We start from the raw sequence: 19,110 nt of genomic DNA on the forward strand, positions 1-19,110 counted from the left end.
CAATATGAACGCCACTTACCAACCCCACCAGAAAATACCCAAGCGCCGCTGGGGTATCGGCGCCCTGCTCGGCATGGGCGTGCTGATCAACTACATCGACCGCATCGGCCTGTCCGTCGCCGCGCCCCAGATCAAGGACATGTTCAACCTGTCGGCCGTCGAACTGGGCCTGCTGTTCAGCGCCTTCGCCTGGTCCTACTCGCTGCTGCAGATCCCGGTCGGCATGGTGCTGGACCGCTTCGGCCCCACCCGCGTGGGCCGCTGGGGCGCTTTCCTGTGGGGCGTGGCGTCCACCATCACCGCGTTTTCCAGCGGCTTCGCCGGCATCTTCGCGGCCCGCATCCTGCTCGGCATCGCCGAAGCGCCAGCCTTCCCGGTCAGCTCCAAGGCCACCGGCTACTGGTTCCCCCGCAATGAACGGGGCATGGCCACCGCCATCTTCGACGCCGCCGCCAAGTTCTCCAACGTGATCGGCGTGCCGCTGATCGCCGTCACCGTCGTCACCTTCGGCTGGCGCTGGGGCTTCGGCTTGACGGCCGTGCTCAGCTTCAGCTACTTCATCGCCTTCTATATGCTGTACCGCGATCCCAGCGCCGACAGCAAGCTGTCCAAACAGGAACTGCAGTACATCCAGAACGGCGGCGCCGCACCGGAAGGTCCGTCCAACGCGGGCGCGCTCAACATGCTGGGCTACCTGCTGGGCAAATCGAAAGTATGGGGCCTGACCATCGGCTTCGCCGCCTACGGCTACTCGTTCTACCTGTTCCTCACCTGGCTGCCCGGCTACCTGGTGCAGACCATGCACATGAGCATATTGAAATCGGCCGGTTTCGCCGCCATCCCCTGGGCCGTGGCCACCGCCACCGACCTGTTCGTGGGCGGCTGGCTGATCGACCACCTGATCTCGCGCGGCAAGGATGAATCGCTGGTACGCAAGGGTGTGCTGATCGTCGGCATGCTGCTCGGCCTGGCCGTGTTCGGCGCCACCCAGACCACCGACCCCGTGTGGGCCATCGTGTGGATTTCGATCGCGCTGGGCGGCCTGGCTTCGGCCGCGCCGGTGGGCTGGTCGCTGCCATCGCTGATCGCCCCAAAAGGCGGCGCCGGCACCATCGGCGGCATCATGAACTTCGCCAATAACCTGATGGGCGCGGCCGCTCCTATCGTCACCGGCATCATCGTCGGCGCCACCAACTCGTTCGCCAACGCGTTCATGGTGGCCGGTGTGATCCTGGTGGTGGGGATTGTGTCCTTCGTGTTCGTGCTCGGGAAGATCGAGCCGATTCCCGATCCGGAACCGGCCGCCGCGCCAGCGGCCGTACCGGTCCACTGACACCGGCAAGGAAGCCCACTTCCACGCCATGTAAGCGCCTGCCCCGCGTGGGGCAGGCAAGCCACCCGCCCGCCCGCGCACCAGATGCGCGCGCGGCATCCATAACAACTCTGGAGACACCATATGAACATTCGCATTCCCGCGCTGACCGCGCTCGCCCTCACCTTGTCCGGCACCGCGCTGGCCGACAGCAACGTCACCTTCTACGGCGTGATGGACCTGGGCATATCGCAAGACCGGGGCGGCATCGCCGGTACGTCCACCCGCGTCACCAGCGGCATGGCCACCCAAAGCCGCTGGGGCTTTCGCGGCAATGAAGACCTGGGCGGCGGGCTGTCGGCCTTCTTCGTGATCGAAGGCGGCATTCACGCCGACACGGGCAGCTCCACCCAGAACAACACCCTGTTCGGCCGCAACACGGCAGTGGGCTTGCGCGGCAACTTCGGCGCCATCTCGGCCGGCCTGCAGGACACGCCGCTGTTCACCACCCTCAACACCATCGTCGACCCGCTGCGCAACGGGATCGCGCGCTCCAACAACCTGATGGCGTCGACCGGCTTCCGCGCCAATAACTCGGTGCTGTACCGCAGCCCGGCCCTGAACGGCTTCAGCGGCGACGCCATGTATGCGGCCGGCGAAGTGGCCGGCGATAACGCGGCCGGGCGCGCGCTGGGCGGCTCCTTCGGCTACAGCGACGGCCCGCTCAACGTGCGCCTGGCCTACCATCACCGCGACAACAACACCGCGCTGGTGAAGAACCTGGACGCGGCCCGCAACACCCTGCTGGGCGCCAATTACGACTTCGGCCCGGCCAAGGTCTATTTCGGCTACGGCGTGGACAAGGGCTTGAACAGCGCCTCGCTCAACAATGCGGCCGCCACCTTCGGCGGCGCGGCGCCCACCGCCTCCACCGACAGCCGCGACCTGCTGCTGGGCGTGTCGGCGCCGTTCGGCGTGAGCACGGTGGTGGCGACCTACATCCGCAAGGATGACCGCACGGCGTTCAACCAGGACGCGCAGCAGTATGCGCTGGCCTATATGTACGCGCTGTCCAAGCGTACCGACATGTACACCTCGTACGCACTGATCCGCAACCACAACGGCGCGGCCTACACCGAAGGCAATAGCGAGGAGCCAGGCATGGGCAACAAGCAGTTCACGGTGGGCTTGCGGCACCGCTTCTGATGGACCACGGCCGATATTTCTTTACAAATCCACACAAGTGGTTAAACTGATCCTGCAAAGATAGCGCTACCAATCCAGCGTAAGAAACAGGACCGGGAGCCACCCATGAAGCGATATCGGTTTTGGTCGTGCGCACTGCCGCTCGCGCTGCAGTGCGCGCTGTCGCATCAACCGGCCCGCGCGGCCGGCGATCACCCCCAGCCCCAGCCTTGGCGGGACGCCAGCCAACCCGCCACGCTGCGGGCGACGCAGCTGGTGCAAGCCATGACCCTGGACGAAAAAATCCAGACCGTGTTCGGCTACTTTTCCACCGATCTCCAATCCCGGCAATATCGCCGGCCACCGCGGGGCCGGCCCTATTCGGCCGGCTATGTGCCGGGCATCGCCCGTCTGGGCCTGCCGCCGCAGTGGCAGAGCGACGCCGGCATCGGCGTGGCCACCCAGTCCGGCGCCCGGCAGCCTTATGCGCGCACGGCGCTGCCCTCCGGCCTGGCCACGGCGGCCACCTGGAATCCGGCGCTGGCCTACGCGGGCGGCGCCATGATCGGGCGCGAGGCGCGCCTGTCCGGCTTCAACGTGCTGCTGGCGGGCGGCGTGAACCTGCTGCGCGACCCGCGCAACGGCCGCAATTTCGAATACGCGGGCGAGGACCCGCTGCTGGCCGGCGTGATGGTGGGCGAACTGGTACGAGGCGTGCAATCGAGCCATGTGATCTCGACGGTCAAGCATTTTGCGTTCAACGATCAGGAGACGGACCGCGCCACCATCAACGTGCGCATCGCCGACGCGGCGGCCCGCATGTCGGACCTGCTGGCGCTGCAACTGGCCATCGAACGGGGCAATCCGGGCGCCGTCATGTGTTCCTACAACCGTGTCAACGGCGATTACGCCTGCGAGAGCGACTACCTGTTGAACCAGGTACTCAAGGGCGACTGGGCCTACCCCGGCTACGTCATGTCGGACTGGGGCGCCACCCATTCCACCATCCCCGCCGCCCGCAATGGGCTGGACCAGCAATCGGGCCACCCGTTCGACGTGGCGCCCTACTTCAACGCGGGCCTCAAGGAAGCCATCGTCAACGGCCATGTGCCCGCCGCACGGCTGGACGACATGGCCGAACGGGTCGTGGGTGCCATGTTCGCGCACGGTGTGGTGGACCATCCGGTGCGGGTGGAGCCGGAGCGTGCCATCGACTTGCACGCCAACGGCGCCGTGAGCCGGGCCGACGCCGAGGAAGCCATCGTGCTGCTCAAGAACCGCGGCGGACTGCTGCCGCTGTCGCCACGGCTGCGTACCATCGCCGTCATCGGCGGCCACGCGGATGCGGGCGTGCTGTCGGGCGGCGGCTCATCGCAGGTATATCCGCCCGGCGGATCGGCCGTACCCAATGAGGGGCCGGCCGGTTTTCCAGGGCCGATGGTCTATCACCGTTCCTCGCCGTTGCGGGAACTGGCCAGGCTGACCAAGACCAGGCTGCGCTACCTCGATGGCAAGGACGCCAAGGCCGCCGCCAGCCTTGCCGCGCGCAGCGACGCCGTGATCGTCTTCGCCACCCAGTGGACGGCCGAAAGCCTGGACCGGCCGTCCCTGAACCTGCCCGGAGAACAGGATGCGCTGATCGCCGCGCTGGCCCGCGCCAACCGGCGCACCGTGGTAGTGCTGGAGACGGGCGGACCGGTCCTGATGCCCTGGCTGGCCGACGTCGACGCCGTGCTGGAAGCCTGGTATCCCGGCACACGGGGCGGCGAGGCCATCGCGCGCGTGCTGAGCGGCGCGGTCAATCCGTCCGGCCACTTGCCCGCCACCTTTCCCGCCGCCGAGACGCAATTGCCGCGCATCGCCATCGACGCTGATCCCATGCGCCAGGGCGCGCGGGTGGACACCGACTACAACATCGAGGGTGCGGCGGTCGGCTACAAATGGTTCGAGCTGAAAGGGCAGGCGCCGTTATTCGCCTTTGGCCACGGCCTGTCCTACACCAGCTTTGAATTCAGCCAACTGGCGGCGGAGGCGCGGGACGGGACCATCGTGGTGAGCGTCAATGTGCGCAATACTGGGCAACGGGCCGGCAAGGCCGTGGCCCAGGTCTATGTGTCGCCCACCGCCGGCGGCTGGGAAGCGCCGCGCCGGCTGGGCGGCTGGGACAAACTGGCGCTGGAACCGGGTGCCGGCGGCATGGCCCGCATCCACATCGATCCCCGCCTGCTGGCCATGTTTGACAGCGCCAGCAAGACCTGGCGCATCGCGGAAGGCCTATATGAGATCAGCGTCGGTGACTCGTCGGCCGCACCGGCGCTCCGCACCAGCATCCACCTGGCGGCAGCACCGGCGGCGGGGTCAGTTCCGGCCTCGCGCCAAGCACCTCAACGAGGTCTATCTACGCACGGCGGATTCCCCGATTTGGCAGGTTGCCGGGACGGATCCTGCCATTGACCGCCCGATTCAGGCTTCCGGTTTGGGTTTGCGGCGGCGCCGCGCGTGCTTGGGATCGGCGATCAGCGGGCGGTAGAGTTCCACCCGGTCGTGCTCGCGCAGCACCGTGTCCAGCGTTTTCTTCTTGCTGTAGATGCCGACCTGCAGGGCGGCGAGGTCGATATCGGGCATGGCCTGTCGCAGGCCGCTGAGCGCGATCGCCTGCTCCACGGTGGTGCCGGCGTCCACAGTCAGCTCGCGCAGGAACTGCTGCTCCGGCAAGGCGTAGCACACCTGGATGCGTATCTGGTCAGCCATACACCGTCTCCGCCCGCTTGCAGAAACTGTCGACCATGCTGTTGGCGATCACCCCGAACACGGGGCCGATCAACTGCTCCAGGATGGCGCTGGAAAATTCGTAGTGCAGGTCCAATTCCACCTTGCAGGCATCGTCGCGCAGCGGCTTGAAATTCCACACCCCGTCCAGGGCCTTGAAAGGTCCGTCCACCAGCCGCATCTTGATCGTACTGGGCGGCGTGTTGACGTTCGAGGTGGTGAAGCTTTGACGCACGCCGCGATAATGGATAGCCAGGCTGGCCACCACCGTTTCCTCGCTGCGCTCCTTGATTTCAACAGCCCCGCACCACGGCAGAAACTTGGGATAATCCTCGATCGCCGCCACCAGGTCGAACATCTGTTGGGCGCTGTAGCCGAGGAAAACTGTCTTATGAACTACTGCCATTGCGTTACCGTTTGCTATGATGTTGAATTATTCGCGTTTTTGGCGCGTAACCGTAGTTTAACCGACCCGCGCCCGTTTTTAGTAATTACCACGCCATGACCATAGCCGATAACAGAAAAGCCTTTCACGACTACTTCATCGAGGACCGCTACGAAGCGGGCATCGTGCTGGAAGGCTGGGAAGTGAAAGCGATCCGCGACGCGCGGGTGCAGATCAAGGAAGCCTACGTCACCATCAAGGGCGACGAGCTGTTCCTGTTCGGCGCCCACATCAGCGCCCTGCCCACCGCCTCCACCCACATCCACCCGGAAGCCGTACGCACCCGCAAGCTGCTGCTGCACCGCCAGGAGATGGATAAGTTGATCGGCAAGGTGGAACGGGCCGGCTACACGCTGGTGCCGCTCAACCTGCACTACAAGGGCGGCCGCGTGAAATGCGAGATCGGCCTGGCCAAGGGTAAGAAGATGCACGACAAGCGCGCCGCCGAGAAGGACCGCGACGGCAAGCGCGAAGTGGCGTCGGCCATGAAGCAGCACCGCCGCTGACCCTGCCCGTCCCCACGCTGCCACGCCAGACCCGGCCCCGCGCCGGGTTTGTTGTTTCCGGCAGCATGATCAGCTTCATGCCATAGAGAAATTTAATGACCAGCCGCAACTTCTCGGTGGTTCTTGCTGGTACAATCGAGACGCAATCACCGGTTCCCGGACCGGTATCGTTCAATTTTCGCCGAAGGCAAACCCATTGAAAGGTGGGGACGCAAAACCACCGGCCTACAGCGCGCCAGCGCCAAGGTAGCGGGGTTGCCAACGTCAAGCCGCCCATGCCGTGCATGGTTGCCAACGTTGTCATAGCGTGGTCTTCGCACACAGGGAAGCGCCACCGCCATGAAGCCTCGCCATCCGCATTTCGCCCACGCCGCGCCGGCGGCCCGTTCGAGCCTGCTGCTGCCGGCCGCCCTCGCGGCGCTGCTGAGCGCATGTGGCGGCACCACGCCGGACCAGGCCAGCGCGCCGGCCGGCCCGCAAGTGGCGGCCCTGGTGGCCACCTCCACCACCACCCTGGCGCTCGACAATCCCACGCTGCCGGAAGCGGCGGCCAACCTGATGGTGCAACCGGCCTACCACATCGCGCCCGTGCTGCTCGACGCGCCGGACGATACCGACACCGACGGCTATGCCGCCTCCGCCCGCCGCCACCCGCGCTCCATGCTGCTGCCGCCGTCCGCGCGCCGCCTGTCCACGCGCCGGCTGTCGCTGGGCCAACTGGAATATGCGCCCAGCCAGGCGCAGGACAGCACGCTGGCGCCCATGGCCACCAGCGGCAGCGTGACCACCTACACGCCAGCCCAGATCCGGGCCGCGTACGGCTTGCCCGTCCTGCCGCCCTCGGGCACCGCCCTGACGGCGGCGCTGGCGGCCCAACTGGGCGCCGGCCAGACCATCTACATCGTGGACGCCATGCACAATCCGAACACGGCCACCGAACTGGCTGCGTTCAACACCAAATTCGGCCTGCCGGCCTGCCCCCAGAAGAGCATCGCCACCAGCGCCGTCCTGCCGCTGGCGGCCGCATCGGCCAACAGCTGCGAGCTGTCCATCGTCTACAGCACCACCACCGGCGCCATGACGGCCGCCCAGCCCGCCTACGATGCCGGCTGGGCCACCGAGATCTCGCTTGACGTCCAGTGGGCGCACGCCACGGCGCCGCTGGCCCGCATCGTCCTGATCGAAGCGGCCAGCGCCTCGGTCGACAACCTGCAAGGCGCCGTCAGGCTGGCCAACGCCATGGGTCCGGGCGTGGTGTCGATGAGCTTCGGCACGCCGGAAGGCAGTTGGACCGCTTCGGCCAACGCCGCCTTCACGGCCGCCAACATGACCTACCTGGCCGCCACCGGCGACTCGGGCGCCAGCGTGCAATGGCCCGCCGTGTCGCCCAACGTGGTGGCGGTGGGCGGCACCTCGCTCACCTACACCGGTAGCGGCAATCGCAGCGAAGTGGGCTGGACCCAGACCGGCGGCGGCATCAGCGCCTACACGGCCACCCCCAGCTACCAGACCAGCGCCGTACCGGGCCTGGGCACGCTGGCCCATCGCGGCGTGGCCGACGTTTCGTTCAACGCCGATCCGAAAACGGGCCAATACGTGGCCGTCATCGCATCCGGCGCCAGCACGCCAAGCTGGATCAGCGCCGGCGGCACCAGCCTGTCCACGCCGCAGTGGGCCGGCCTGATCGCGGTGGCCAATGCCACCCGCGCGCTGAGCGCCAAGCCGGCGCTGGGCGCGCCGCACGCCGTCCTGTACGGCCAGATCGCCAGCGTGCCGGGCACCTATGCCAGCGCCTTCGCCGATGTCCTGGCCGGCAGCGACGGCAGCTGCGCCACCTGCAGCGCCAAGGGCGGCTACGACCAGTTGAGCGGCCTGGGCACGCCCAACGCGGCCAGCCTGCTAAGCGCCTTGTCCGGCGCGCCGGCCGCCGCCATCACCCCCACCGTCGTTTCCGCCGCCATCAGCGGCAAAGTGGGCACGGCGCTGTCGTTCACCGTCTCCGCCACGGGCGCCAACCCGCTCACCTATACGCTGGGCGGCGCGCCATCGGGCATGACCATCAGCGCCACCGGCGTCGTCAGCTGGGCCACGCCGGTGGCCGGCACCTATGCCGTCACCGTCACGGCCATCGACAGCAAGACCGGCCTCAAAGGATTGGGCACCTACACCGTGACCATCGCCGCCGCCAGCGCGCCCGTCGTCACGGGCGCCAGCATCAGCGGCAAGGTGGGCACGGCGCTGTCGTTCACGGTCGCCGTCAACAACGCCAATCCAGTCACCTATACGTTGAGCGGTGCACCGGCCGGTATGGCCATCAGCGGCAGCGGCGTGGTGAGCTGGGCCGCTCCCGTGGCCGGCAGCTACAGCGTGACCGTGACGGCCAAGGACAGCAAGACGGGCCTGAGCGGGCAAGGCGTGTTCAAGATCACCATCGGCACCAGCACGACCACCACAGGCAGCAGCCTGACCATCAATGCGCCGGCCCTGTCGGGCGTGGCGGGCATGCCGTTGGCGGGCACCATCACCGTCACGGCGCCGGGCAGCAATTACGTATCGATCTCGATTTCCAACGCGCCACTGGGGATCATGTTCACCCCGAATGGTCTCAACATCGGCGTCAACTGGGCCAGCCCCGTGACGGGCAGCTATACCTTGAAGATCACGGTCAGCGATTCGACCGGCCATAGCGTGCAGGCCAGCATGCCGATCACCATCAACGCCAAATAAGCCTGCGGGGCGCGACCGGCTGTACCGCGCCGCGCCGCGCTCCCGCCTTCCCCGCCCCTGCCTGCCCCGTCTCAGGCCACCCGCTGCTGGCCTGCCTGGTCCTGCCTGACGTTCGCGCCACTACCCGCCGCGACAGGGAACCAGCGTGCGCGGGCACGCATGAACGGCGTCTCCACCACCCGGTACAGCAGCCAGCCCACCAGCACGGCGGCCGCCATCACCAGCGCGATGCCCACCGGCCCATCCGTATCGACCTGCCAGCGGCCCAGCGGTTCCAGCACCAGTTTGAAGATGGGTTTGTGCGCCAGGTAAAGCGCGTACGACCACAAGGCCAGTTGTTCCGCACCAGGGATGCGCACCCGGTGCAGCAGGCTGTTGGGACTGAGCGCGGCCAGCGTCAGTACGGCGAAACTGGCCGCCAGCAGCGGGTAGCCGAAGGTCATCATGGAGAAGGTGAAGCCGTAATCGTCGATCTGGTAGTAATTGAGGAACAGGTAGACCATGATGGCCAGCGCCGCCAGGCCGCCCAGCAGCAAGGCGTTGCCTCGACGCAGAATGGCGTCGTACAGGCCACCATGGAAGTTCTTGAGCATGGCGATGGCCACGCCGGGCAGCAGTTCATCAAAGCGCGCAAAGCTCGAATAGTAGACGTGAACGGCGAAATCGACGTTGCTGATGGCGTTCTGCCCATGCGCCATCCAGGCCCAGCCCCGCACCACCATGCCGGCCGCGATGGCGCCGGCGAGCGCCAGCCAGCCCCACCGCAGCGCGTGACGGCGGGACGCCAGCAACACGGCCGCCAGCGGCAGGATCACGTAGAACTGCTCCTCGACGCACAGCGACCAGGAGTGGGAAAACGTCTCGCCGAAATGCAGGCCGATATTCTGGGTGAAGGTCAGGAAGCGCCACAGGGGCGCCGTCTGCGATCCGCCCAATTGGGACGGCAGCAGCAGATACAGCGCCAGCACCACCAGGTAGTTGGGCACCGTGCGCAGCAGGCGGCGAGCGAAGAAGGTCGGGAGCGAGAACGACGCGCCGCGCGCCAGCGGCGCCAGGATCTGGTTGCCGATCAAATAGCCGCTCAACACAAAGAACAGGTCCACGCCCATCCAGCCCATCTCGGTCAGGAAGCCAAAGGTGGCCTTGTGGCTCACCACCACCGAGTAATGGGACATCAGGACCAGCACGATGGCGCAGGCGCGCAGCGTGTCCAGTCCATCGATACGGGGCGCTGCGGGATGCCGGTTCATCATACTGTTTCCATGGTTTGGGGAGCGCGCATGCTGTCACAATCTTGCAAAATATTCAAGCTGTTTCGCGGGGCCGTACGCGCGGCTCCTGTGGCGCGCGCCCCACAACGGCGCGCGCCGTGTTCGCATCGACACAAAGCCCGCAAAGCCGCGTAAAGTAGCGCAAGCCGCACCACGCACCAGTGATCGCGGGCGGCATTTTGTGTCTCCATGAGTTTCTAAGCAGCAACAGCCATGCTACACTGCTGCAGGACAGTTCCGCCCGGCGTGCGCCGCACCGGAACGCATACACAATCTAGATGATGACGAGGCCAACATGGTGCTGAAAACCGCAGCGGCGATAGGAGCCGGCCTGATCTTGGCGGGCGGCGTGGCGGGGTGCGCGGCGCGCTACACGCCTGCTCCACTGGCCACCAATTTTCCCGTATCGAAGCAGCCCAAGCTGCAGGCAGCCGAGCACTGGGCCGTGATCGCCGGCCATATTGAAAAGCAGTTGAAGGAGGCGCTGGCCAAGCAGCCGCCCCGTCCACTGTACATCGCCGACACGCCGCAAGCGACGCCATTCCAGCGCGCCCTGACCGGCCAGTTGATCACGGCGCTGGTCAACGATGGCTACACCGTGTCGCGCACGGCCCCCGGTTCACTCAAGGTGGATCTGGACATGCAGGCCGTGACCTTCAGCGCCAACCGGCCCCAGTACCGCTACCACGGCGAACATGCGGCGCTGGCCTCGGGCGTGTGGGTGCTGAGCGAGATCGACCTGCCGCCGCTGGCCATGGTGGCCGCCGGCGTGGGTGCCTACGATACCTACAACTGGTTCAACGACCAGTTCGCGCCGGGCGCCACGCCGCGCACGGAAATCATCCTGACCGTCTCCGTCACCGATCAGTTCCGCTATGTGGCCCGCAACAGCTCGGCCTATTATGTGTCCGACAGCGACCGGCCGCTATACGGCATCGTGGACGTGGAACTGGAAGCGCCCAAACTGACCCGCATGTTCAAGGTGCGGGGGGATATGTAAATGTTCAAACGCCTTGCCACCACTTCCCTGCTCGTCGCGCCGCTGCTGTTGGCGGGCTGCTCGTCCGCACCGATCAAGGATGAAGCCAACTACGCCACCGTCTCGTCCAACCAGTTCATCGAATCGAACTACAAGGCGGCCGACGCCCTGATGCATCAGCTGAGCGGCAAGCTGGCCGCCGACAAGCCGCTCATCATGGCCACCATCGTCAACATCGACGCGCTCGACCAGACCACCACGCTGGGCAGGCTGGTGTCGGAACAGGTCTCCACCCGCCTGGCGCAGGGCGGCCTGTCCATGCTGGAGATGAAGCTGCGCAATTCCGTCTACCTCAAGCGCAACCAGGGTGAATTGATGCTCACGCGCGAGATCGGTGAAGTGGCGCAAAGCCACAACGCGCAAGCGATCGTGGTCGGCTCCTACGCGGAAACCAGCGACATGGTGTTCATCAACCTCAAGGTGATCCAGCCCAACACCAACTTTGTGCTCGCCGGCCAGGACTACGTGCTGGCCAAGGAAGGCATCGTACGCTCCATGCTGATGCGGAACTAGGCCAGCTTTTCTCCCCCTTTCGCGCAGAGCGCCAAGCCCGCCCCCCGGGCTTGCTCCTGTTGCCACCTCTGTCGCTGCGGCCCGCAGGCCATGGGCGAAGTGGCACCGTCATTCGTCTCCATGTGCTCGTCGCTCCACCGGTAGATAGCATTGCTCAATATCAATGCGACCATGGTTGCGCGATCCAATAATGGCAATCGGGCTCAAGCATGCAGCCCTGATGTGACCAGGACCGGAGCGCACCGACATGACCGGATTTTCCTCCAGCATATGGGTTAGGCTGACCGAACCGCCGCATACAAGCACCGGCCGTCATCATGCCATGCGCCCACGGGCCATCGCCCGCGACCTCGAATCGCTGCTCAATACCCGAGCCACCCCGCCCGACAAACAACTGGCCACCCTGCCCCTGTGCAGGGGCTCCATCCTCAACTTCGGCTTGACGGATTTCGCCCAGCTCCGCCCGTCCGACAGCGCCGACCGAAAGAAACGTTGCGACTCCCTCAAGACCATTCCGCATCAAAACTGGGGCGCGGCTATGTCCTGAGCAGCAAGCCGCAGACAGCCGAGCTGGATCAGACGACCTACAGCATCCAGTTCTGACGGGGCGGCCGCACCGCCACGACAAGCGACACTCTCCGAGGAGGCAAGCATGGACGACAACTACTTTGACGACGAAGAACAGCTACAGCACCTGCTCACGGCCAGCAACCGCCCCCTGCGCCTGCGCCTGGGCCACCCGGAAGGCGTCTCCGACGAACTGCTGCTGCCGCAGCGCATTGAGGGCGTCGAAGCCATCTGCGACGGCATCGAGTTGCGCATCTACTGCGTCGCACTGCAAGCGGACCTGCCGCTCAAGACCTTGATCGGCCTGCCGGCGGAAATCCAGATCGTCACCGACCAGGGCGACTTGCGCAGCCTCTGCGGCATCGTCACCGAAGCGAGCCAGGGCGAGAGCGACGGCGGCCTGGCCAGCTACCAACTGGTGCTGCGCGACGCCCTCGCCATCCTCGACCTGAACGTCGATACCCGCGTCTTTTTCAAGCAAAGCGAGCTGGACGTCGTACAAGCCGTACTGCGGGCCGCGCGCCGCAACATCCCCGCCCTGGCCGCCACCTTCGATTTCGAAATCGACGCGGCGCTCGGTCAGCGCCAGGATCCGGTGCGCCGCCAGATCATCCAATGCAACGAGGGCACGGGCGCCTTCGTGCGCCGCCTGCTGAAGCGGCGCGGCATCAGCTGGTTCTTCCGCGCCGGCAGTCCCAAGGCCGCCGGCGCGCAAGACGCACGCGACGCCTCGGCCACGCCCGCCCACACCATGGTGCTGTTCCACGACGGCAGGCGGCTCAAGCAAAGCCCCGCCGGCACGGTGCGCTTCCACCGCGACAGCGCCACCGAGGAGCGCGACACAATCGCGGCCTGGAGCGGCGTGCGCACGCTGCGCCCGGGCCGGGCCACGCACTTCAGCTGGGATTACGGCAATCCGCGCGGCACCAGTTTCATGACCTCCAGCGCCACGTCCGAAGCCAACCAGGGCGCCACGGGCAACAAGCTGGCCGCCGGACTGGAGCGCTACCTGGTGGAAGCGCCCCACGTGCGCGACAACTTCGACGACCTCAGCACACTGACGCAGCAAAGCATGGCGCGCTCGGACTTCGAAGCCAAGTGCTACTACGCCGAGGGGGGCGTGCGCGACTGCGGCGCCGGCGAGTACATCGGCCTGGAAGGGCATCCCGACCTGGAACAGCATCCGGCCGAGGAACGCAACTTCATCATCGTCTCACGCCACATCATGGCGCAGAACAACCTGCCCAAGGGCTACGACGCCAGGATAGAACGGCTGTTCGCGCGCAACCGCTGGCACGTGGACGGCGCCGACCTGGCGCCGGCCGGGCGCAACTGGTTCGATTCAGGCGAAATGCGCTTCCTGACGCGCCTGACCTGCGTGCGGCGTGACGTGTGCTTCATGCCAGCCTACGACCCGCGCATCGACCTGCCCCATCCGCACATGCTGAGCGCCATCGTCGCCGGCCCGGAAGGCGAGGAAGTCCATTGCGATGCGCAAGGCCGCGTCAAGGTGCGGCTGGGCGGCATGCGCGAACAGGACGACTCCGACGGCGATGCCGGCGCCGGGGGCGCGGGCCGCTACGCCTGGGTGCGCGTGGCCAGCAACTGGGCCGGCACGGCCACCGGCAGTGGCGTGCACTTCGGCGCGCTGTTGCTGCCGCGGCCGGGCACGGAAGTGTTGATCGCCTTCCTGGGCGGCGACCCCGACAAGCCCATCATCATCGGCCAGCTATACAACAACGTCGCCCGCCCACCCTACCTGGGCGCCGGTGACCTGCCCGGCAACCGCTACCTGTCCGGCCTGAAAAGCCGCGAGATACGCGGCAAGCGCGCCAACCAGTTGCGCCTCGACGATACAACGGGACAAATCAGCGCCCAACTGGCGAGCGACCATGGCCGAAGCGAACTGAACCTGGGCTGGCTGAGCGAGCCACGCAACCAGGGCGCCGGCAAGGCGCGCGGCGAAGGCGCGGAGCTGAGCACGGACGCGCAACTGGCGCTGCGTGCCGGCAAGGGCATGCTGCTGTCGGCCTGGCGGCGTCTCAGCGGCGGCGGCAAGCAACTCGACCGTGCCGACTATCTGACATTGATGCAGGATTGTGTCGATCTGTTCCGCTCACTGGGCCAGTACGCGGCCGAGCACCAGGGCTTGTCCCTCGACGACAAGCCGCAAGGCGAACTGCAATCGGCGCTCAAGCAATGGGAGCAAGGCAGCAATACCGCGCCGCAGGGCGCCGGTGGCGGCGCCGCCGCGATCGGCATGACGGCGCCGGACGGCATCAGTTTCGCCACCTCCAAGGCCATCGTCAGCTACGCCGCCACCAACATCGACACGGTGGCCCAGCAGAACCTGCAGTTCACCTCGGGCCAGCACTGCAACGTCAACGCGGGTAAAGGCCTGTCGCTGTTCGCGCAGCAGGAGGGGCTGGTGGCCATCGCGAACTACGGCAAGGTACTGATGCAGAGCCAGCATGACAGCACGCAAATCGATGCCACCAAGGACGTCAAGGTCGCCGCCAGGGGCCGCGTGACCATCATGGCCGAAGAGATCGTTCTGGTGGCCGCCGGCGGTGCCTACCTCAGCCTCAAGGGAGGCACGCCCGAAATCGGCGGGCCGGGCGCGATCACCATCAAGACGGCTGGCCACCACTGGAACGGCCCGGCCAGCCAGAGCGCGGAGTTGCCGACGTTTGGAGAGGGAGACTTCCGCCGTGAGCCGCATCTGGCGCGCGCCAGCGACGGCCAGCCCGTGAAGGACATGGCGCTGCACCTGGTGCGCGATGGCGACTGTCCGCTGTCCGGCACCAGCGACGCCGCCGGCACCGCATGCAAGGTCGACACCAACCGCGTGCAGGAACTGGGCGCGTTCTTTCACAAGCCGCGCACCTGACCCAAAAACGACCAAAGTCCAAATGGAGGCCAGACGATGAGCGATCCTGAGCAAGACCAAACCAGCACCGGTGCCGGCACAGATCCGGCCTCCCCGCGCGATCCGCGCGACGATCCGACCAGAATCATCATCGGGCAAAAGTGGGGGCCAACCCTGCTCAACGGAGGAAAGCTCACGGCACTTCAGAAACTGCCGCTGCCGGGTGTGGTGATCTTCGTCCATGGCGTGAACTCGGATGGCGAGTGGTACGAGGAGGCGGAGAAAGGCCTGTGCGAGGGCCTCAATGAACGCCTCAAACGCTGCGACGAGCACATGTGCTACCCATCGGCGGAAGGCGGCCAACTGACTCCGGCCACCTACATGGGAGAGCTGACAGCCGATGGGTATATCCATCCTGATTTGAACTTCGATACGTTCATCACGGATAACGAACACTTTACTCCGGTGATCCATTTCCGCTGGGGTTACAAGGCAAGTTTAGACGAACTCCAGAAGTACGGTGACGGAATTTACCTGAACGAAAAGAATTACTGGGGCGGCGGCCCATTCGCCAACGGTTGCACGGCACTGCCAGACCTGTGGGGCGCCGGCCTGTCGGAATATCTGCTCCTGTTCATGCACATCCAGCACTTCAATCCCGTCAACGGCCGCAGCGTGTTTTCCTGCCCGCCCAAGCCGTATTACGTGCTGGCCGCACTGCGCCTGGCCAAGCTGGTCGAGTCCATCCGCAAGAAGCAGGCCGACGTTCCCATCACCATCGTCTGTCACAGCCAGGGCAACATGGTCGGCATGGCCGCCGCGTTTTTCGGCGACGCCATGGCGCCGGTGCAGGATGCGGTCGGCGTCGAAGGCCGCTGCGTGGCCGACACCTATGTGCTGTGCAATCCACCCTATAGCCTGACCACGTCGAACTCAACCGAGGACTGGAGCCAAAGCGAGATGACGGACAAGCATGGCGGCCGGGGGCGGCAGAGCGGCGCGGCCCGCATCGCCACCCTGCGAGCTTTCTTCGACATCATCCGCCAGCCCGCGTCCCGGCGACAGAAGACCGAGGACATCAACCAGGCCTTTGAGAACATCAACCATCCCTTCTGCGCCACCACCGACTGCAAGTCATACTCCAACGCCAGCGCACCCCACGGCCGCGTCACCTTGTATTGCAATCCGCACGACCAGGTGATCTCATCGCTGGCCGTGCAGGGCATCGGCTGGCGCGGCATGAGCGATGCCGAGATCAAGGACGCCAACGGCGCCGGCATCTTCAGCCAACGCGTGTTCGCGCAAGGGTTCCAGGTCGGCGTCCAGGGAACGTATCACTATTGGGACAACCACTATAAGCACCCCAAGCCCGGCACTCAGGGATTCTGGGTGCCGGAGTCGCCGAGGATCGAGTACTCCATTTCCAAGGGGCTCGACGCCACCCGGGGGAATGCGCTGGCCACCGTCTTGACAGTGGCCATGTCGCCCTTCGCCGTCATCGCGTGCAAGCTGAGCGGCATGCGGGTAAACGCGCTGCCCGACGAGAAGTGGGTCATCCGACTGGAGGCGCCCAATCTGCCCGAGCCGTTCGAGCCGCAGGCGATGCGCTTCGGCCAACCGGATCAGCAATTCGACCAGGCTTACGAGGCGCCCGGCCAGTCGCGCGACCAGCACCGCGCGCGCCCGCCCGGCGAGCCCTACACGGGCGACCGGGCGATCCCCCGCAAGGAAGGCGAGCCCGAACGCGAGCCCACGGACGCTCCCATGGGTAATGAGAAGACCGAGGCCGCCATGCGCTACGAGGACCACGCCCGGCTACGCATGCAGGCGCGACGCGAGGGGCTGGTCAAGAAGACCGACGAGCACGTGGTCAGCGAGGACGATGTGACCAAGGCCAGCGCCGAATACACGGCGTGGCGGGAGAAGAAGATCAAGACCTACCTGGCCGATAACATCGACGAGCATGCCACCGACCACTCGACCATTATGACCAACTCTGAGCATGGGCGAAAGGCGCTGGCCTATGACGTTGAGATCGGCCTGTGCCACATCCGGGATGAGGATTTGCACACGTTCAGGATCGCGGCCGACTGGCGGTTTCTGGAGGGGCTAGGCGATGGTGATCCGAACAAGGAATTCAAAGAGTATTTTGCTTCGGGATTATTCCGCGAAGTTTCGCCCGACGCTTGGGTGCGTCCATCTGATAGCGAAGGCCATATGCCGGCGAGGATCGTCGACCAGCGCGAGCATCAGCCGCTGCCGCCACGCTTGCAGGAGCGCCTGAACCGGGGAGGTCACCCATGACTGCCCTGATCGCGACCCGCCCACGCCGGATCGGCTGGGCACTGCTTGCTTTCCTGCTCGCATCCGGCGCCATGATCGTGCTCACATGGCTGAACGACGCCGGGTCCACGTATCCACTGACCGAAGGAGAAATGATGCGCCGCTTCCTTGCCCTGCCAGCACTTGCAGCTATCTCCATCTTGATGATGCTGAGCGCATGCGCCCATCCGCCGGTGCTAGCCGGTGCCGCCACGCCGGCCGCCATACCAGCCGCACCTCCGCCGCCCTTCATGGCCCAGGTTGTCGGCGTGCAGTGGCTCAACCCCCTGCAGCGGCGCGACTATCCGACGGAATGGCAATTGCTGTGGACGTTGGGACTGGTCAAACCCAACAAGGACGACGACATGGTGAGAACCCAGCCGAAAAGATTTTCCACGCTTCAGGCGATTGCCCCGCTCGCGGCAGGAAATAATGGAGAAGAGACATTCAAAGGTTATCACCACAAATATATCGAAAAACTGATGGACCCGTTCTACGACATCTACTTTTCCAGCTCACGTTACTTCTATAACGCCCACTCGCTTGAGGACAAGACGACCCGGCGCGAACTGGCAGGCATTCACATCGAATATGCACTGCCGGAGGGAAAACTCGATCCGGTTGAAGCGACGACATTTGCTCGTGGTTATATTAATCGTACTTTTCAGATCGGCAATGTCCACTTCCCCAACGCATGGACCCGCAACACCCCGCCCGACGTGCGCGTGACGATGGGCGGACCGAACGCCGGTTTCACCTCCCTGACGGCAGCCTTGGACCACCTGCGGGCGCATCCGGATGAAACGGTATGGGTCATGAACTGGGATGCCCCCAGCTTCCCGCCCAAGGACAAGCAGATCAACGAGAACATGGTACTGCTCGTGCTGGCCGGCCCGAACTACAAGACCGAGCGCGACGCGCTGGCCTGGATCGGCTATCCGGCCAGCGCCGCCAGGGCCGACTTCCCGCTTCAGCAGGGCCAGCCATCGCGCCTCATGCAGGCCTGGCATGTGGCCCTGGACGCCGCGACACGCAACGCCGATAAGAAACCGATCGATATCGGCTACGCGATCTACGACGCCAACACCACCCATGCCGACTCGCCGCATCGCATCGGCCACCTCGCACAGCTTCTGACGCTGGAAGTGCCCGAACTCGACTTCATGAAGCAAGCCTTCAACACCCCGGCCCTGCTTGGCGAGATGGGCGCCGGCACGGCGTTGACCAACGTCGCGCTGGGCATCGCCTATGCCAACCACTTCGGCAAGAACGTGCTGGTGGCCGGAACCACCGACCCAGAACGTCCCACAGCCGTGCTGGTGGCACCGCCTGCCAAGGTACGCCCGATCGACGCGAACGAACCCTGGTTCCGCGCGCGCGGCGAAAACAACGCCTATCTGATGTGGTGGGGTATCCGCCACGACGCGCCCGCTCATTCCCAGGGCTATTCCAAATAACCGCACCACAACCTCAACAGGAAAGCGAATATGCGCGGCGTTATTTGACTAATCAGGGCAGTGAACGCCTCATGCCGGACAAGATCGTCGACCAGCGCGAGCATCAGCCGCTGCCGCCACGCTTACAG

General features: G+C 65.6%; 14 protein-coding genes and 1 riboswitch. Of the genes, 11 read left to right on the top strand and 3 right to left on the bottom strand.

Features of this window, described 5'->3' with window-relative positions; genetic code table 11:
- Positions 1-4 precede the first annotated feature (4 nt).
- The 3 genes from H3H39_RS16790 (at position 5) to H3H39_RS16800 (ending at position 4,951) form a co-directional block, all read left to right on the top strand.
- Positions 5-1,333, top strand: coding sequence for an MFS transporter (locus H3H39_RS16790; RefSeq protein WP_182154599.1), 1,329 nt, complete (start codon positions 5-7; stop codon positions 1,331-1,333).
- Positions 1,334-1,456: 123 nt separating this feature from the next.
- Positions 1,457-2,518, top strand: coding sequence for a porin (locus H3H39_RS16795; RefSeq protein WP_182154600.1), 1,062 nt, complete (start codon positions 1,457-1,459; stop codon positions 2,516-2,518).
- Positions 2,519-2,623: 105 nt separating this feature from the next.
- Entirely contained in the window at positions 2,624-4,951 is a 2,328-nt protein-coding gene (locus H3H39_RS16800; RefSeq protein ID WP_182154602.1) for a beta-glucosidase, read from the top strand.
- A 9-nt stretch (positions 4,952-4,960) separates the two neighbouring features.
- On the opposite strand, the gene H3H39_RS16805 is transcribed toward H3H39_RS16800, so the two are convergent.
- On the bottom strand, positions 4,961-5,248 hold the full coding sequence (locus H3H39_RS16805) for an RnfH family protein (RefSeq protein ID WP_182154604.1): 288 nt from the start codon (positions 5,246-5,248) through the stop codon (positions 4,961-4,963).
- Positions 5,241-5,672: a type II toxin-antitoxin system RatA family toxin gene (locus H3H39_RS16810; RefSeq protein ID WP_182154606.1), complete on the bottom strand. Its 432-nt coding sequence runs from the start codon at positions 5,670-5,672 to the stop codon at positions 5,241-5,243. The genes H3H39_RS16805 and H3H39_RS16810 overlap by 8 nt, the downstream gene beginning before the upstream one ends.
- A gap of 95 nt (positions 5,673-5,767) precedes the next feature.
- On the opposite strand from H3H39_RS16810, the gene smpB reads away from it, so the two are divergent.
- On the top strand, positions 5,768-6,217 hold the full coding sequence (smpB, locus tag H3H39_RS16815; RefSeq protein ID WP_182154608.1) for an SsrA-binding protein SmpB: 450 nt from the start codon (positions 5,768-5,770) through the stop codon (positions 6,215-6,217).
- A gap of 176 nt (positions 6,218-6,393) precedes the next feature.
- Positions 6,394-6,480, top strand: a riboswitch (cyclic di-GMP riboswitch).
- A gap of 76 nt (positions 6,481-6,556) precedes the next feature.
- The gene (locus tag H3H39_RS16820; protein ID WP_182154610.1) at positions 6,557-8,944 is read left to right on the top strand and encodes a S53 family peptidase; all 2,388 of its coding nucleotides are present in this window, start codon (positions 6,557-6,559) and stop codon (positions 8,942-8,944) included.
- A 71-nt stretch (positions 8,945-9,015) separates the two neighbouring features.
- Here H3H39_RS16820 and H3H39_RS16825 read toward each other — a convergent pair whose 3' ends face one another.
- On the bottom strand, positions 9,016-10,197 hold the full coding sequence (locus H3H39_RS16825; RefSeq protein ID WP_182154612.1) for an acyltransferase family protein: 1,182 nt from the start codon (positions 10,195-10,197) through the stop codon (positions 9,016-9,018).
- Between the two features lie 313 nt (positions 10,198-10,510).
- On the opposite strand from H3H39_RS16825, the gene H3H39_RS16830 reads away from it, so the two are divergent.
- The 6 genes from H3H39_RS16830 to H3H39_RS16855 all read left to right on the top strand — a co-directional run bounded on the left by H3H39_RS16830 (position 10,511) and on the right by H3H39_RS16855 (position 18,982).
- On the top strand, positions 10,511-11,215 hold the full coding sequence (locus H3H39_RS16830; RefSeq protein ID WP_182154614.1) for a hypothetical protein: 705 nt from the start codon (positions 10,511-10,513) through the stop codon (positions 11,213-11,215).
- Positions 11,216-11,767 carry a FlgO family outer membrane protein gene (locus H3H39_RS16835; RefSeq protein WP_182154616.1) on the top strand — a complete coding sequence of 184 codons (552 nt, stop codon included), beginning with the start codon at positions 11,216-11,218 and terminating at the stop codon, positions 11,765-11,767.
- Positions 11,768-12,014: 247 nt separating this feature from the next.
- The gene (locus H3H39_RS16840; RefSeq protein WP_182154618.1) at positions 12,015-12,314 is read left to right on the top strand and encodes a GPW/gp25 family protein; all 300 of its coding nucleotides are present in this window, start codon (positions 12,015-12,017) and stop codon (positions 12,312-12,314) included.
- A gap of 105 nt (positions 12,315-12,419) precedes the next feature.
- Entirely contained in the window at positions 12,420-15,224 is a 2,805-nt protein-coding gene (locus H3H39_RS16845; RefSeq protein WP_182154620.1) for a type VI secretion system Vgr family protein, read from the top strand.
- Positions 15,225-15,260: 36 nt separating this feature from the next.
- Positions 15,261-17,507, top strand: coding sequence for a T6SS effector phospholipase Tle3 domain-containing protein (locus tag H3H39_RS16850; RefSeq protein WP_182154622.1), 2,247 nt, complete (start codon positions 15,261-15,263; stop codon positions 17,505-17,507).
- Positions 17,504-18,982, top strand: coding sequence for a virulence factor (locus tag H3H39_RS16855; RefSeq protein ID WP_182154624.1), 1,479 nt, complete (start codon positions 17,504-17,506; stop codon positions 18,980-18,982). The genes H3H39_RS16850 and H3H39_RS16855 overlap by 4 nt, the downstream gene beginning before the upstream one ends.
- Positions 18,983-19,110 lie beyond the last annotated feature (128 nt).

Source organism: Rugamonas apoptosis, from assembly GCF_014042355.1.
GTDB classification, from domain to species: Bacteria; Pseudomonadota; Gammaproteobacteria; order Burkholderiales; family Burkholderiaceae_D; genus Rugamonas; species Rugamonas apoptosis.